Genomic DNA, 14,791 nt, shown 5'->3' on the forward strand with positions numbered 1-14,791 from the left:
CCGACAGGAAAATTGGACTGACAAGACAAACGGGAGGACATCATGAAGCTGACAGCCGCGCTGACAGGCCTGTCGTTGCTGACGCTTGCCGCCGGCAGCGCCGGTGCGGACGAGATCCGGATCGGGCAGACCCTGCCCTATAGTGGCCCTGCCTCCGGCTTCGGCGCGATCGGACGGACGCAGGAGGCGTTCTTCGAGAAGGTCAACGCGGAGGGCGGCATCAACGGCCGCAAGGTCAAGTTCATCACGCTGGACGACGCCTACTCGCCGCCGAAGACGGTCGAGCAGACGAGAAAGCTGGTGGAGCAGGACGAGGTGCTGATGATGTTCGGCTCGCTCGGCACCGCCACCAACAGCGCCGTGCAGCGTTACCTCAACGCCAAGAAGGTGCCGCAGCTGTTCGTGCTCTCGGGCGCCACCAAATGGGCCGATCCGCAGAAGAATCCCTGGACGATGCCGGGCATGGCGGCCTACGAATCCGAGGGCGTCGTCTATGCCAAGTATATCTTGCAGTCCAAGCCCGACGCGAAGATCGCGATCCTGTCCCAGAACGACGATTTCGGCCGCGACTATGTCGCGGGCTTCAAGCGCGCGCTCGGGCCCAAGGCCGCAAGCATGATCATCGCGGAGGCGAGCTACGAGACCAGCGCGCCGACGATCAGCTCGCAGCTCTCGACGCTGAAGGCGTCAGGCGCCAACGTGCTGCTCGGCGTCGTGCTCGGCAAGTTCACCTCGCAGATGGTCAAGGGCGTAGCCGAGATCGGCTGGAAGCCGGAGCTGTTCTTCGTGCCGACCTCGGCCTCCTCGATCTCGTTCCTGGAGCCGGCGGGGCTGGACAATGCGGTCGGGCTGATCTCGTCGAGCAACCAGAAGGACACGATGGACCCGCAATGGGCCGACGATCCCGGCGTGAAGTCCTATTTCGCCTTCATGAAGCAATACATGCCGACCGCGGATCTCTCGAACTCCAACTACGCCGCGGGCTATCACTATGCCACGCTGCTGATGACGGTGCTGAGCGCCTGCAAGGACGATGTCAGCCGCGACAACATCTTGAAGCAGGCCGCGTCGCTGAAAGAGGTGAAGCTGCCGCTGCTGTTGCCCGGAATGAGCGTGTCGACTGGTCCGGACGACTATCTGCCGTTCCAGCAGCTTCAGCTCCGCCGCTTCAGCGGCAAGAGCTGGGTGCCGTTCGGCGGCATTCTCGATGACCGGTAGAGAACATCCCATGATCATCAGCGGCGAGCGCCGGATCGATTATCCAGACCTCCATGCGCGGATCAGACGGGCCGCAGGCGGGATCAGCACGCTCGGCGGGCGCGAGGGCACGCCGGTCGCCATGATGCTGCGCAATGACTTCGCCCTGTTCGAGGTCGTCGCGGCTTCCGCCGCGCTCGGCCGACCGGTGGTGCCGATCAACTGGCACCTGAAGGCCGCCGAAGTCCGCTATATCCTGGCCGACAGCGGCGCCAACATTTTGATCTGCCATGCCGACCTGCTGCCGCAGATTCGCGACGGCCTGCCGGAGGAACTGGCGCTCATGGTCGTGCCGACGCCGCCGGAGATTGCCGGCGCGTTCGACATCCCCGCCGCGCTCACAAAGGTGCCGGACGGATTGACCGATTGGGACAAATGGCGCGACAGCCAGGCGGAACTCACCCAGCCGCCTCGTCGCAGCGCGCCGATGTTCTACACGTCGGGCACCACCGGCATGCCGAAAGGCGTGCGGCGCATGCCGATGCGCCCCGAGCAGATCGCGGCGTCCGAGCGCGTCGGGGCGATCGCCTATGGCGTCAAGCCGAACGAGGATCAGGTCGTGCTGATGAACGGCCCGATGTACCATTCCGCTCCGCACTCCTACGGCATGCTGGCCTATCGCAGCGGCTGCACCATCGTGCTGGAACCGCGCTTCGATCCCGAAGACCTGCTGCAACTGATTGAGCGCCATCGCGTCACGCACATGCACATGGTTCCGACGATGTTCGTGCGCCTGCTGCGGCTGCCCGACGACATGAAGCGGCGTTACGACTTGTCCTCGCTGCGCTTTGTCGTTCATGGCGCGGCGCCCTGCCCGCCCGACGTGAAGAAGGCGATGATCGATTGGTGGGGAGGCGTCATCAACGAATATTTCGGCTCGACCGAGACCGGGATTCCGGTGTGGCACTCCGCGGCGGAGGCGCTGAAGAAGCCCGGCACCGTCGGCCGCGCCATCGAGGGCGGCGTCGTCAAGATCTTCCGCGCCGACGGCAGCCTGTGCGACGTCAACGAACCCGGCGAAATCTACATGCGGCAGGCCTCGGTGCCGGATTTCGACTATCACGGCAAGGCCGAAGCGCGCGCCGAGGCCGGCCGCGACGGGCTCGTCAGCGTCGGCGACGTCGGCTATCTCGACGAGGACGGCTATCTGTTCCTGTGCGACCGCAAGCGCGACATGGTGATCTCCGGCGGCGTCAACATCTATCCCGCCGAGATCGAGAATGCGCTGATCGGAATGCCCGGCGTGCGCGATTGCGCGGTGTTCGGCATTCCCGACGCCGAATTTGGCGAGCGGCTCTGCGCCTATGTCGAGCCGGAGCCGGGCGCAGCGCTCTCGTCCGCCGCGGTCCAGTCGTTCCTGCGCGAGCGGCTCGCCAATTTCAAGGTGCCGAAGGACGTCGAATTCCGCGACGCGCTGCCGCGCGAGGCGACGGGAAAGATCTTCAAGCGCAAGCTGCGGGAGCCCTATTGGGCGGGCCACGCGCGCGCCGGCGCGTAACGAACGGCTGCGAACGGCGTTTTAAACTATGTTGCTGTTGCAAAAGGATCATGGGTGAACGATGAAATGCCGGCGCGGACAAAGCCGGGATCAAAGCCATGACATCGATCGACTTCGTCGTTGCGAAAAATGACCTCGACCAGTGCAAGGTGGTCACGACCGAGCTTCCCGGCGCGGATGCGCTGCCGCCTGACGCCCTGCTCGTGAAGGTCGACCGCTTCGCCTTCACCGCCAACAACATCACCTATGCGGTGATGGGCGACGAGTTGAAATACTGGCAGCTCTTTCCCGCGCCGAACGGTTTTGGCAACATTCCGGTATGGGGCTTTGGCGAGGTGGTCGCGTCCAGTCATCCGAACATCGCCGTGGGCGAGCGCCTGTTCGGCTATTTCCCGATGGCGACGCATCTCGTCATCGAGGCGACGGACGTCAGCAAGCGCGGCCTTCGCGACGGTGCCGCACACCGGCAGGGCGTGGCGCCGGTCTACAACGCCTATGCCCGCGTCAGCGGCGATCCCGCTTACGCCGGCCGGAAGGGCGACTACCAGGCGCTGCTGGGGCCGCTGTTCATGCTGTCGTTCCTGGTCGACGACTTTCTGGCCGAGAACAACGACTTCGGCGCACGCACCGTGCTGCTCTCCAGCGCCTCGAGCAAGACCGCGTTCGGCCTCGCCCATATGCTGCATGTGCGCGGCCGCAAGGTGATCGGGCTGACGTCCGCCGGCAACAGCGGCTTTGTCTCGTCGCTCGGTTGCTATGACGAGGTCGTCACCTATGACCGCATTGCGTCGCTGCCATCGGATGCGCCAGTCGCCTTCGTTGACATGGCCGGCAACAGCGCGCTGCGCGCCGGATTGCATCAGCACTTCGGCGACCGGATGAAATGCTCCGTACGCGTCGGATTGACGCATCGCGCCACCGAGCCCGACGAAGGCGAGCTGCCCGGTGCAAAGCCGCGCTGGTTCTTCGCGCCCGACCAGATCCGCAAGCGCGCCAAGGAATGGGGCCCGGGCGGCATCGAGCAGCGCTTTGGCGCGGCATGGTCCGGCTTTGTGCCGCTACTGGAGAGAAGCCTGACCGTGGTCGAGAGCCGCGGCCCCGACGCGGTGCGGCAGGTGTTTCTCGATACGCTGAAAGGGCGTATTCCGCCTGAGCAGGGCCACATGCTCTCGCTGCTCGGGTAAACCGCTTTCGAGGCCCGTCGAACCGGTATAGCGTCAACCTCAGAGGAAACGCCGCGAAGACGGCCACGAGGTCGCGCATGCTGGACAAGACGAAGGATATTTCCGTCTCGGCGCAAGCCTGGCTCGATGAGTTCGAGCGCACGCTCGGCAAGCCCGATCCGGCCGCACTCGACCATCTCTTCCTCGCCGACAGTTTTTGGCGCGATGTGCTGGCGCTGAGCTGGAACCTGCAGACGATCGCGGGCCACGACCGGATTGCTCAAGCGCTGAGGGCGCTCGCGCCACAGGCGGCGCCGACCAACTTCACGATCGCGCCCGACCGCGCGGCGCCGCGCTGGGTCACGCGCGCCGGCACCAGCAATATCGAGGTCATCTTCAATTTCGAGACCGTGATCGGTCGCGGCAGCGGCATCGTTCGGCTCGTGCCCGATACCGCCGATGGCGACCGGCTGAAGGCGTGGACACTGCTCACCGCGCTCGACGAGCTCAAAGGGTTCGAGGAACAGCTCGGCACGTCGCGGCCGCGAGGGCAGGCCTATTCACGCGATTTCCGCGGGCCGAACTGGCTCGATTTGCGTAACGCAGCCCGCGACTACGCCGATCGCGATCCTGCCGTGCTGGTGGTCGGCGGCGGCCAGGCCGGCCTTGCGATTGCAGCACGGCTGAAGCAATTGAAGATCGACACACTGATCGTCGATCGCGAGACGCGGATCGGCGACAATTGGCGCAAGCGCTATCACGCGCTCACCCTGCACAACCAGGTGCAGGTCAATCACATGCCCTACATGCCGTTCCCGCCCAGCTGGCCGACCTACATCCCGAAGGACAAGCTCGCCAACTGGTTCGAAGCCTATGTCGACGCGATGGAGCTGGATTTCTGGACCGGCACCGAGTTCGAGGGCGGTAGCTACGACGACGCGAAGGGCTGCTGGACCGTCACGCTGCGGCGCACCGACGGCAGCAAGCGCACCATGCAGCCGCGCCATGTTGTGATGGCAACCGGCGTCAGCGGCATCGCGAACGTGCCTGATATTCCGACCCTCGCCAATTTCAAAGGCACGCTGCTGCATTCGAGCCGCTACGAGGACGGCGAGAACTGGACCGGCAAGCGCGCCATCGTGATCGGCACCGGCAACAGCGGCCACGACATCGCGCAGGATCTCTGCTCCAGCGGCGCCGAGGTGATTCTGGTGCAGCGCTCGCCGACGCTCGTCACCAATATCGAGCCGTCGGCGCAGCTCGCCTATGCGACCTACAACGAAGGCACCCTCGAGGACAACGACCTGATCGCGACCTCGATGCCGACGCCGCTCGCGAAGAAAACCCATGTGATGCTGACCGAGCAGTCGAAGGAGCTCGACAAGGAGCTGCTCGACGGCCTGCGCAACGTCGGATTCAAGCTCGACTTCGGCGAGGCCGGCACCGGCTGGCAGTTCAAATACCTCACCCGCGGCGGTGGCTATTATTTCAATGTCGGCTGCTCCAACCTGATCGTCGAGGGCGCGATCGGGCTCAGGCAGTTTGGGGACATCGAGAGCTTCACGGCCGAAGGCGCTCGGATGAAGGACGGCTCGATGATCGCGGCCGACCTCATCGTGCTCTCCACCGGTTACAAGCCGCAGGAATATCTGGTGCGAAAACTGTTCGGCGACGGCGTCGCCGACCGCGTCGGCCCGGTCTGGGGCTTTGGCGACGGCCTCGAGCTGCGCAACATGTATGCCCGCACCGGGCAGTCCGGCCTCTGGTTCATCGCCGGCAGCCTCGCGCAATGCCGGATCAACTCGAAATATCTCGCGCTCCAGATCAAGGCGGTCGAGGAAGGGATTTTGGGGCGTGAGGCGGGCGCCGCTTAAGCCTCGTCATTGCGAGCGCAGCGAAGCAATCCAGGATCTTTCCGCGAAGACAGTCTGGACTGCTTCGCTGCGCTCGCAATGACAGTGTAGAGACGATCGCGCCGCTGAAACGAAGAAGAGGAAAAACAAATGCCAGCCATTCTCGGCACCGGCGAGCACCGCTACCGCGTCGTCGAAAATTTCGCAAAGCTGCCCGACGGCTGGACACTGACCGACGTCGCCTCGGTCGCCGTCGACAGCAAGGACCGCGTCTACGTCTTCAACCGCGGAGCCCATCCGATGGTGGTGCTGGATCGCGAGGGCAATTTCCTCCGGAGCTGGGGTGAAGGCCTGTTCTCCCGCGCGCACGGCCTGCACATCGATGCCGACGACCATCTTTATTGCACCGATGACGGCGACCACACCGTGCGCAAATGCACCACCGACGGCAAGGTGCTGCTGACGATCGGCATCCCCGAGAAGCCGTCGCCGTTCATGAGCGGCGAGCCGTTCCATCGCTGCACCCACACCGCGCTGTCGCCGAAGGGCGATATCTACGTCTCCGACGGCTATGGCAATGCGCGCGTGCACAAGTTCACGCCGGACGGCAAGCTGCTCAAGAGCTGGGGCGAGCCCGGCACCGACCCCGGCCAGTTCAACATCGTGCACAACATCGCCGCCGACGCCGACGGTTTTGTCTATGTCGCCGACCGCGAGAACCACCGCGTGCAGGTGTTCGATGGCGAGGGCAAGTACGAGACGCAGTGGAACAACCTTCACCGGCCCTGCGCGCTGTGCTGCTGCGGTGGCGGCAAGAGCCCGACATTCGTGATCGGCGAGCTCGGCCCGGGCCTCGCCGTCAACCGCAAGGTGCCCAATCTCGGCCCGCGGCTGTCGATCGTGGACGCGCAAGGCAAACGCATCGCGCGGCTCGGCGGCGAGGAAGGGCCGGGTGTCGCCAGCGGAAAATTCCTGGCTCCGCACGGCATCGCGCTGGATTCGAAGGGCGACATCTATGTCGGCGAGGTCGGCGTCACCGACTGGAAGACGAGTTTTCCGGACCAGGAGATGCCGGCCGTGGTGCGCGCCACGCGATGCTTGCAGAAGCTGGAGCGGGTGCGGGAATAGCTGGGCGGGCGAGGCCGCGATGCGCTGTCGGGTCGACCCTGCCTCCCCCCGGCGTCGTCCTCGCCCCCCAAATCACGGCGGTTTTGAGCGCTTTGCCACCCCGCCGCCGCATTGCTTGCATCTGAATAAGTCGCTCAGCGGGCTTCACAATCCCGTCACGCTGCATGTAGTATGTCAGTACATGCTGCTTCGCAGCGTATATTGGAGGCCAGGAGCGTTACTTGAACGCACATGTCTCGCAAGGCAGTTGGCCGGTGTTGGTGCTGAATGCGGACTTCCGGCCGCTGAGTTACTACCCGCTGTCTCTCTGGTCGTGGCAGGACGCGATCAAGGCGGTGTTCCTCGACCGCGTCAACATCGTCGCGCATTACGATCAGGCGGTCCACAGTCCCACGCTGCAAATGCAGCTGCCGAGCGTCGTCTCGCTCAAATCCTTCGTCAAGCCGACCACGCATCCCGCGTTCACCCGGTTCAACGTCTTCCTGCGCGATCGTTTTGCCTGCCAATATTGCGGCTCGCCCGAAGACCTCACCTTCGACCACATCGTCCCGCGCAGCAAAGGCGGCCAGACCACCTGGGAGAACGTGGTCGCGGCATGCTCGCCCTGTAATCTGCGCAAGGGCAATCTCACGCCGGCGCAGGCAAAGATGTTTCCGCGCCAGAGCGCGTTCGCGCCGACCGTGCACCAGCTCCACCGCAACGGCCGCCTGTTCCCGCCGAATTATCTGCACGATAGCTGGCTGGACTATCTCTACTGGGATACGGAGCTGGATCCGTAGGGCGACGCTGTTCGCGCTCGGCCGTTCGTGCGACCTGCTGAAATCGAAAGATCGAGGACCCGTCGGGTCCTCGGTTCGTTTCATCGAACGTCACGCATTCTGCGCCAGCGAATGAGCCTCGATTCGTTGGCGGATATCGGGCGAATTGATCAGGTCGAACGGCTCGACGAGTTGCACGACATCAGAGAACGCGCGCTGAACCACCGGATCGGCCACGACGGCCCGGAATAGAGCCGCCTCGAACTGCCGGCTTTCCTCGTACCGCTCCGGGCGCTGGCCCCGTGTGGTTGGATAGGCGAAGTCAGCGTTCACGCCCATGTTCCAGGGTGCCTGAAGCAGCGCGCCCACTTCGGACATGAACCCAGCCTGGAGGGCCTCGATCGGGTCCGCCTCCCCGGCGACGCGATCCAGGATCTCGCGCAGCAACTTTGCCTCTCGCGCGGCGACCGTCATGCCCTGCCCGTAGACCGGATTGAACCGGCACAGCGAGTCCGCCACGGGGAGAATCCCGCGCGGCAGCCGCTTGAGCCGTTCAAAATGCCGCCAGCGGCTCGCGTCAAACACGAAATGCCGGAGGCCTCCGGGTGGCAAGAGCTTGTAGACTGCGTTGTAAATCGCCGGCGTCTTCAATTGGCGCGCAGCCGCAAGATAGTCCTCCCACGTGCCGGGGCGATTCGTCGCGCCGTGATGGGAGATCGATGTAAACCAGCGCCCGCCTTCGAGAGGGATGATCAACCCGGCCGTCGCCGACGTGGCGGGATCGGGCAACGTGACCAGATTGAGCCAGTCGAACGAGGTGCGCCCCGGACGGAGAACCGCGGTGGTGTAGCTGATGTCGACGCCCACGGCGGTCTCCTGCGGCCGTTCCCAGCCGAGGGCATCGAACAGGCCGAGCGTCGGCGCACCGCGGCCGGATGCATCTACCACGAGATCCGCCTCGATCGCCGCACCAACGCCTGCGTCGTTCTCGAACTTCACCATCGGCCGGGTTGCAGCCGGCACAATCTCCGTCACGCGGCTCTGCGATTGCACTTTGACATTGGCGATCGCAGTCACCTTTCGGCGCAGCGTATGCTCGATCAGCGGCCGCGAGCCACACAGCAGCGACGTCCCGCAGTCGCGCCTTGGCAGCGCGCCGACATCTGGCCGCTCGTACTGGACGTCCTTGAAGACATTCACGGGAACTGCACCGGCGGCGGCAAGATCCTGCGCGAAACCCGGGAAAAGGGAGTCGAGGGCCTGCAGCCCACCGGCCAGAAGAAGATGCGGATGCCGATCCTGGGGAACGCCGGCGCGGGACATGATCGAAGCCGGCAGGACATCGCGTTCGAGAATGACGACTTCCTGGAAGGCGGAAGAAAGCGCACCGGCGGCAGACAATCCTCCAATCCCCGCTCCGATGACAACCGCGCGTTGCCCAAAATGACGGCTCATACTTATTCCTTTGGTTCGATTCACCACCTTTCTGTGCGTGGACCGCACTACGGGAATGTTTCCAATCGCGAGATCTTTGTTTCGATTGCAACGGAGCGGCCGCGATGCGCGCTTCAAGGAGAAACGAACGGCGCCGTGGCGCGGGTCTATTGTGGGCCAGGAGAGTAGCGGGGGCTAGGCGTCCAGCTCACACCCCGATCGCATTCCGCATCACCACGTCCCGATAGAACGCCGCGCTCAGCTTCGGCAGGCGCGCTTGGGTCTCGAAGTCGACCCGGTAGAGGCCGAAGCGCTTGCCGTAGCCGTAGATCCACTCGAAATTGTCCATCAGGCTCCACAGGAAATAGCCGCGAATCGGCACGCCCTCGGCGATCGCACGCTGCATCTGGGTCAGGTAATTGCGCAGGAACATGATGCGGTCGAGATCGTAGACCTGGCCGTCAGTAGCGATCTTGTCCTCGGACGAGGTGCCGTTCTCGCTGATATAGATGGTCTCGATGTTCCAGATTTTTGCGGCGAGACGCGGGGCCCAGTAGATCACCTCAGGGCCGACCCGCAGCCATTCCGAGTTCATGTGCGGGAACGAGGCTGGGAACGGCAGCACGCGGAAGCCCGACGCGCGCTCGGAGGCCGTGACGTAGTATTGCGGCGCGTAGATGTTGAGCCCGACGAAATCGTTCGGCGTGCCGATGATCTTCAACTCGTCAGGGGTGAATTTCGGCGCATCCGCCCCGGCATAGGCGAGGAAGCCGTCGGTGTACTTGCCCTCCAGCACCACGCCAAGAAAGCCGGCGTTGAGCTCACGCGTTGCGATCTCGGCAGCGCGGATATTTTCCGGCGTCGCGATGGCCGGCACGCAGGCCGCGATGTTTTCGGCGGCACCGACGCGGGTGCCGGCGCGGCCCGACGCGCGGATCGCCTGCACGGCAAGCCCATGCGCCAGCGCGACGTGATGGCGCGCCTGGTTGAGCTGCGCGGTCGGCAGCTTGAGGCCGGGCGCGTCGATGCCCCAGCCATAGCCGAAGTTCACGAAGCGCCCGACCTCGTTCACGGTGAAGATGGTTTTGACCCGATCGGTCAGGCGCGCGGCGACATAGGCGGAGTAATCTGCAAAAGCCTTCGACGTGTCGCTCGACTGCCAGCCGCCGACGCGATCCTGGAGCGCCTGCGGCAGGTCCCAATGATAGAGCGTCGCATAGGGCTCGATGCCGTTCGCGAGCAGCTCGTCGACGAGCCGGTTGTAGAAATCGAGCCCCTTCGGATTGGGCTGGCCCGATCCATCCGGAAACACCCGCGGCCACGCAATCGAGAAGCGGTAGGCCTTGACGCCGAGCGCCTTAATCAGCGCGACGTCGTCCTTGTAGCGGTGATAGTGCTCGTTGGCGCGGTCGCCGGTCGAGCCGTCCTCGATCTTGCCGGGCGTGTGGCTGAAAATGTCCCAGATCGATTGGCCGCGGCCGTCCTCGTCGACGGCGCCCTCGATCTGGTAGGACGAGGTCGCCGTGCCCCACAAAAAATCCTTGGGAAAGGGCGCGTGGCGATCGGCCGATGCGGGCGCCTCATTATCTGCAGCCTTGTTATCTGCAACCTTGTTATCCGCAGCCCTGGCACCCGCCGCTGCACCAAGCGCGGCGAGCCCCGCGAGCTTCGCAAGATCGCGCCGCGAGACATCAGCTGACATCGCTATCTCCGAGCTTGCTCCATGTCGATCTGATAGGCGGAGATCCGGTCGATCTCGAATGCGACCGTGGGCGGCGATTCCGCATCAACCGGACCGACGCCGAGAAAGAATTTCGATCCGATCGCAAGATTGACGATCATGTACATGGGATCATCGAAGCCGATCGGCACCTTGATGTCGGAGACCGGCTTGCGGTCGATGAAATAGACCAGGCGATCCTCCTCCCACAGCACACCGTAATTGTGGAACATGCTGGAGGCATCGCCGACCGCATAGTCGAAGCCGCAGGACTGGATCTTCTGGGTCGACGGAATCCGCCAATGCGTCGTCATCACGAGATCGCCGGGCCGCTCGCCGCGGCCTTCCAGCACGTCGACCTCCGGCGGCCAGCCGCCGTCGTCCGCCAGCATCCAGAACGCCGGCCAGACCGCATGGCCGACCGGCACCTTGGCGCGGATTTCGAAATAGCCGTGCTTCTGCGCGAACGTGCCCTGCGTGGTCAGGATTCCCGAGATGTACTCGTTGTTGAACAGAACGGACTTCAGTTCCGGCGGCGTGCGGCTGGCGACGATCGAGAGCACGCCGTCCTTCACCTTGAACGGATCTAACCCAAGCGGCGTCCCCGCACGCCCCGAATAGCGCGGATCGACATAGATCTGCTGCTCGCCATTGGCGCTGGTCTTGCGCTTGAAGTCGGAGCCGTCACCGCCCCAATAGCGCGCTTCCGGCCACGCCGCACCGCCGGCGTAATGCGGCACCCAGCGACCGGTCGCAAGCGGATGCTCGTCAAAGTCATCGTTGAAAGTCCGGCGCAGCGGCAGGAAGGCGCGCAAGGCGGGATTGGCCGTCTCAAGCTTGCGGCACTCGATCATGGAGGGATCGGTGGTCACTTGCAGCGTCATCGTGCCGGGCGCAGCATCGAGATCGTCCTGCGCGACGCCCGGCGCGGGCACGGCAGACAGGCCGATCGCAACCAGAGCGCCCTTCGTCCAACTGTCGATCATCACCGCACATCGAACTTGGCAGAAAATTTGGCAGGATATGCGCAGGTTAGCTCGCCTGTCTTCGAGCGGGCAAGCACGGCCATCTGTGCGGGCGGGCGATTTCGAAAAGGTCATCTCGACATCGCATCCAGGTTCGCCCGGAAATCGCGTCATCCCGGGCGCAAGATCGGCGGTTAACCGGGCCAGTTCCGCGCGCCCCGGCTCCGCCAGAGAGGCGCCGGCGCCAAATCCTTCCGCATTCGTTACCGTCCCTTAAGCCTCCGATGGCAGTTTGGCCGGGATCCGCGGCCCTGCCCGTCCAACCGCCGATCCATCAGGTCCAAGGTCGTCGCTCATGTTTGCCGAGACGCTGGAAGCGGTTCAGTCCTCGCCATCGAAGCGGACTACCTATGTCCGCTTCGTGCTGGCGGCGCTGGCGTCGATCGCCGTCTTCAAGGCCTTCTGGTTCGCACGCTTCGGCGGCTGGACGGATCGCGAGCTCTCCGACTTCGATGCCTTCCACATCGTAGCGCAGCATGTCTGGCGCGGCGATCTCGACCAGGTCTATCATTTCGATGCCCTGCTGAAGATGCAGATGGAGGCAGCCGGCGGCGCCACCGGCTTCATGCCCTGGACCTATCCGCCGCAATACGACCTCTTGCTCGCGCCGTTCGCATTCCTGCCGGTCGGCGTCGGCTATCTCCTCTTCACCGCCGCGACGCTTGCACTCTATCTCGTGACGCTCCGGGCGATCGCCGGCCGGAATTTCGCGCAGGTGCTGGTGATCCTGTTTCCGGCGATGGCGATCACCATCGGCTGCGGGCAGAACGGCTTTCTGACGGGGGCGCTGATCGGGCTGGTCTGCCTCAACGTGGAGCGGCGGCAGCTGTTGGCCGGCCTCGCGCTCGGCGCCATGGTAATCAAGCCGCACCTGGCGATTGCCGCCGGCGTCTATCTGCTGGTGACGCGGCGCTGGATTGCGCTCGGAACGGCCGCGGCCGTCGTATTGGCGAGCTCACTGCTCTGCACGCTCCTCTTCGGGTGGCAGATCTGGCTCGCGTGGCTCGGAGCGATCAGGGAATCGGCGGGCTATCTCGAGCAGGGCTTCTACCCACTCTTCCGCATGATCTCGACCTATGCGGCGCTGTACAAGGCCGGCCTTCCCGCAAGCGCCGCCTTCTGGGGACAGACGGCAGTTGCCGGGCTGGCCTTGTTCGCCGTCCTTCTCGGTGCGGCGCGGGGCGCTTCACCGGCCTTCACGCTCGGTGCCGCCGTGATGGTATCCGTGATGATCAGCCCCTATGCGTATGATTACGATCTGCCGATGGTCGGGATCGGTCTGGCCCTGATGCTGCCCGATCTCGCCAGGATGGCAAGCCCGCGCGAGCGGAGCGTCATATACGGGCTGATCCTGTTCGCCGGAGCCTATGGGCTGTTGCAGTCGGGGCGGCTCGCGGTGCAATTCGGGCAGAAGGCCGATCCCGACCAACATTTCGCGCCCGCTCTGGGTGGCTTCGCCCTGATGGCGCTCCTGGTCCTGCTGCTGCGGCTGCTGTGGCGCGGGACGCAGCCGGCGCCCATCCTGTCGCAGGCCGCGGAATAAAGCCTCTACGTCCGCTGCAATGCCAGCGTCACGCCGCCGAGCGTGAGCGCCATCGCCGCCCATTCGCGCAGGCCCAGCGGCTCGCCCAGGATGATCGCGGCGGAGACGACGCCGATCACGGGAACGATCAGCATGCCGGTCGAAGCCGAGGTCGGCGGCAGGCGGCGCAGCGTCTCGAACCAGGTGACGTAACAGACGCCCATCGGCACCAGCGTCATATAGACGAAGCAGCCGAGTCCCAGCGGGGTGATCGCGGTGATGTCGGGATGCTCGAACAGGATGCCGAGGATCAGCATCGTGGCGCAGCCGAGCCCAACCTGCCAGGCGACGACCACGAGCGGCGGCATCGGCAGCGGTTTCCGGTTGAGGACATTGCCGAGCGCGAACAGGATGGCGCAGAGCAGTGCGAGCGCGATGCCGAGCAGCTTGTCGGCGCCGAACGCAAAGCCATGGCCGCCGAGGAGCAGCGCGACGCCGGCGACGCCGAGGACGAGACCCAAAATATCCCGCATGGTCGGCCGCGTACCCAGCACCGGCCAGGCGAACAGCATGGCCCAGATCGGCATCGTATAGGCGAGCAGAGCCCCCTCGCTCACGGTCACATATTTCATCGCGACCGTGCCGAGCCCCATCCAGGCAAGGACGTTGGTGAGGGTCGCAAACAACAGCCGCGGAATCGCCTCGCGCGGAACGGCGAAGGATTCCTTCCGGCTCAGTACCAGCACACCGAGAATGAGCGAGGCGCAGACGCCGGCCAGCCCGCGCGCGAACAGCGGCGGCCATTGCTGGAGCAGCAGCTTCATCAATGGCCAGTTCAGCGCCCAGCCGAACGCGGTCACACCGAGGCAGAGAGAGCCGATCGTCCTGTCGCGCCGCGCCGAATCCATGGACAGCGCTTAGCAGGCGGGTGCGGCGCACTCCACCTCGGCTGGCGCATGCGGGCCATGGCGGACGATGGAACCGGGAACGCCGGTACCCGTTCAAATGGGAGCGGGTGGCGGTGGTGCCGCAGCGCAAACGAGGGAGACGTACCATGCCCACAGCCGAGACGGATCACGTCTACAAGATCCTGGAGCTGGTCGGATCATCCGAAACCTCCATCGAGGATGCGATCAAGAATGCGATCAGCCGCGCCGCCAAGACCGTTCGCGAAATGAAATGGTTCGAGGTGGTGCAGACACGCGGTCACATCGAGAATGGCGCCGTCCGCCACTACCAGGTGACGCTGCGCGTCGGCTTCACGCTGATGGACTGACGCGACAGACGCCGCGCGAAACATCCTGCCGCGGCGGCGTGGTTAACATCCGACGATGAGAGTCGATCAAAATATCGACGATCTCCTCTGGCTGACTACGGACGCGCAAAATCATCGCGGAAGTTGCAACAGGCCGTTAAGACCAAAGTGAGAGGTT

The 14,791-nt window shown here is 64.5% G+C and carries 12 protein-coding genes; 8 read left to right on the forward strand and 4 right to left on the reverse strand.

Annotated features, from left to right (window positions below; translation table 11 throughout):
- The first annotated feature begins 42 nt into the window (after positions 1 to 42).
- The 6 genes from AB7531_RS39420 (at position 43) to AB7531_RS39445 (ending at position 7,678) form a co-directional block, all read left to right on the forward strand.
- Entirely contained in the window at positions 43 to 1,218 is a 1,176-nt protein-coding gene (locus AB7531_RS39420) for an ABC transporter substrate-binding protein (RefSeq protein ID WP_063985800.1), read from the forward strand.
- Between the two features lie 10 nt (positions 1,219 to 1,228).
- Positions 1,229 to 2,755 (forward strand): acyl-CoA synthetase, encoded by a 1,527-nt coding sequence (locus AB7531_RS39425; protein ID WP_063985801.1) that lies wholly within the window; start codon positions 1,229 to 1,231, stop codon positions 2,753 to 2,755.
- A gap of 98 nt (positions 2,756 to 2,853) precedes the next feature.
- Positions 2,854 to 3,939, forward strand: a complete 1,086-nt coding sequence (locus tag AB7531_RS39430) for a DUF2855 family protein (protein ID WP_063985802.1) — start codon at positions 2,854 to 2,856, stop codon at positions 3,937 to 3,939.
- A gap of 77 nt (positions 3,940 to 4,016) precedes the next feature.
- Positions 4,017 to 5,792, forward strand: a complete 1,776-nt coding sequence (locus AB7531_RS39435; protein ID WP_063985803.1) for a flavin-containing monooxygenase — start codon at positions 4,017 to 4,019, stop codon at positions 5,790 to 5,792.
- A 129-nt stretch (positions 5,793 to 5,921) separates the two neighbouring features.
- A complete protein-coding gene (locus tag AB7531_RS39440) occupies positions 5,922 to 6,899 on the forward strand; it encodes a peptidyl-alpha-hydroxyglycine alpha-amidating lyase family protein (RefSeq protein WP_063985804.1) in 978 nt (325 codons plus the stop codon).
- A 221-nt stretch (positions 6,900 to 7,120) separates the two neighbouring features.
- On the forward strand, positions 7,121 to 7,678 hold the full coding sequence (locus AB7531_RS39445) for an HNH endonuclease (protein WP_063985805.1): 558 nt from the start codon (positions 7,121 to 7,123) through the stop codon (positions 7,676 to 7,678).
- Positions 7,679 to 7,768: 90 nt separating this feature from the next.
- On the opposite strand, the gene AB7531_RS39450 is transcribed toward AB7531_RS39445, so the two are convergent.
- The 3 genes from AB7531_RS39450 to AB7531_RS39460 all read right to left on the reverse strand — a co-directional run bounded on the left by AB7531_RS39450 (position 7,769) and on the right by AB7531_RS39460 (position 11,797).
- Positions 7,769 to 9,112 (reverse strand): FAD-dependent oxidoreductase, encoded by a 1,344-nt coding sequence (locus AB7531_RS39450; protein ID WP_084795311.1) that lies wholly within the window; start codon positions 9,110 to 9,112, stop codon positions 7,769 to 7,771.
- A gap of 187 nt (positions 9,113 to 9,299) precedes the next feature.
- Complete coding sequence (locus AB7531_RS39455) at positions 9,300 to 10,793, reverse strand: GH1 family beta-glucosidase (RefSeq protein WP_063985807.1); 1,494 nt, start codon at positions 10,791 to 10,793, stop codon at positions 9,300 to 9,302.
- Between the two features lie 2 nt (positions 10,794 to 10,795).
- Positions 10,796 to 11,797, reverse strand: coding sequence for a glycoside hydrolase family 16 protein (locus AB7531_RS39460; protein WP_063985808.1), 1,002 nt, complete (start codon positions 11,795 to 11,797; stop codon positions 10,796 to 10,798).
- Positions 11,798 to 12,131: 334 nt separating this feature from the next.
- Here AB7531_RS39460 and AB7531_RS39465 point away from each other — a divergent pair, with 334 nt between their 5' ends.
- A complete protein-coding gene (locus AB7531_RS39465; RefSeq protein ID WP_063985809.1) occupies positions 12,132 to 13,379 on the forward strand; it encodes a glycosyltransferase family 87 protein in 1,248 nt (415 codons plus the stop codon).
- A 5-nt stretch (positions 13,380 to 13,384) separates the two neighbouring features.
- On the opposite strand, the gene AB7531_RS39470 is transcribed toward AB7531_RS39465, so the two are convergent.
- Positions 13,385 to 14,266 (reverse strand): DMT family transporter, encoded by an 882-nt coding sequence (locus AB7531_RS39470; protein WP_063985810.1) that lies wholly within the window; start codon positions 14,264 to 14,266, stop codon positions 13,385 to 13,387.
- A 146-nt stretch (positions 14,267 to 14,412) separates the two neighbouring features.
- Between AB7531_RS39470 and AB7531_RS39475 the strand changes: the two genes are divergently transcribed.
- Positions 14,413 to 14,634, forward strand: coding sequence for a dodecin (locus tag AB7531_RS39475; protein WP_063985811.1), 222 nt, complete (start codon positions 14,413 to 14,415; stop codon positions 14,632 to 14,634).
- Positions 14,635 to 14,791: the final 157 nt, after the last annotated feature.

Origin of the sequence: Bradyrhizobium sp. 63_E2_N1_3 (assembly GCF_052076005.1) — a bacterium.
Taxonomy (GTDB): Bacteria; Pseudomonadota; Alphaproteobacteria; order Rhizobiales; family Xanthobacteraceae; genus Bradyrhizobium; species Bradyrhizobium barranii.

Bases quoted from the DNA above. Each gene is read 5' to 3' on its own strand.
- AB7531_RS39475 (WP_063985811.1), top strand. From the start codon at position 14,413: ATGCCCACAGCCGAGACGGATCACGTCTACAAGATCCTGGAGCTGGTC.
- AB7531_RS39460 (WP_063985808.1), bottom strand. From the start codon at position 11,797: ATGATCGACAGTTGGACGAAGGGCGCTCTGGTTGCGATCGGCCTGTCT.
- AB7531_RS39425 (WP_063985801.1), top strand. From the start codon at position 1,229: ATGATCATCAGCGGCGAGCGCCGGATCGATTATCCAGACCTCCATGCG.
- AB7531_RS39430 (WP_063985802.1), top strand. From the start codon at position 2,854: ATGACATCGATCGACTTCGTCGTTGCGAAAAATGACCTCGACCAGTGC.
- AB7531_RS39450 (WP_084795311.1), bottom strand. From the start codon at position 9,112: ATGAGCCGTCATTTTGGGCAACGCGCGGTTGTCATCGGAGCGGGGATT.
- AB7531_RS39470 (WP_063985810.1), bottom strand. From the start codon at position 14,266: ATGGATTCGGCGCGGCGCGACAGGACGATCGGCTCTCTCTGCCTCGGT.
- AB7531_RS39455 (WP_063985807.1), bottom strand. From the start codon at position 10,793: ATGTCAGCTGATGTCTCGCGGCGCGATCTTGCGAAGCTCGCGGGGCTC.
- AB7531_RS39440 (WP_063985804.1), top strand. From the start codon at position 5,922: ATGCCAGCCATTCTCGGCACCGGCGAGCACCGCTACCGCGTCGTCGAA.
- AB7531_RS39435 (WP_063985803.1), top strand. From the start codon at position 4,017: ATGCTGGACAAGACGAAGGATATTTCCGTCTCGGCGCAAGCCTGGCTC.
- AB7531_RS39420 (WP_063985800.1), top strand. From the start codon at position 43: ATGAAGCTGACAGCCGCGCTGACAGGCCTGTCGTTGCTGACGCTTGCC.
- AB7531_RS39465 (WP_063985809.1), top strand. From the start codon at position 12,132: ATGTTTGCCGAGACGCTGGAAGCGGTTCAGTCCTCGCCATCGAAGCGG.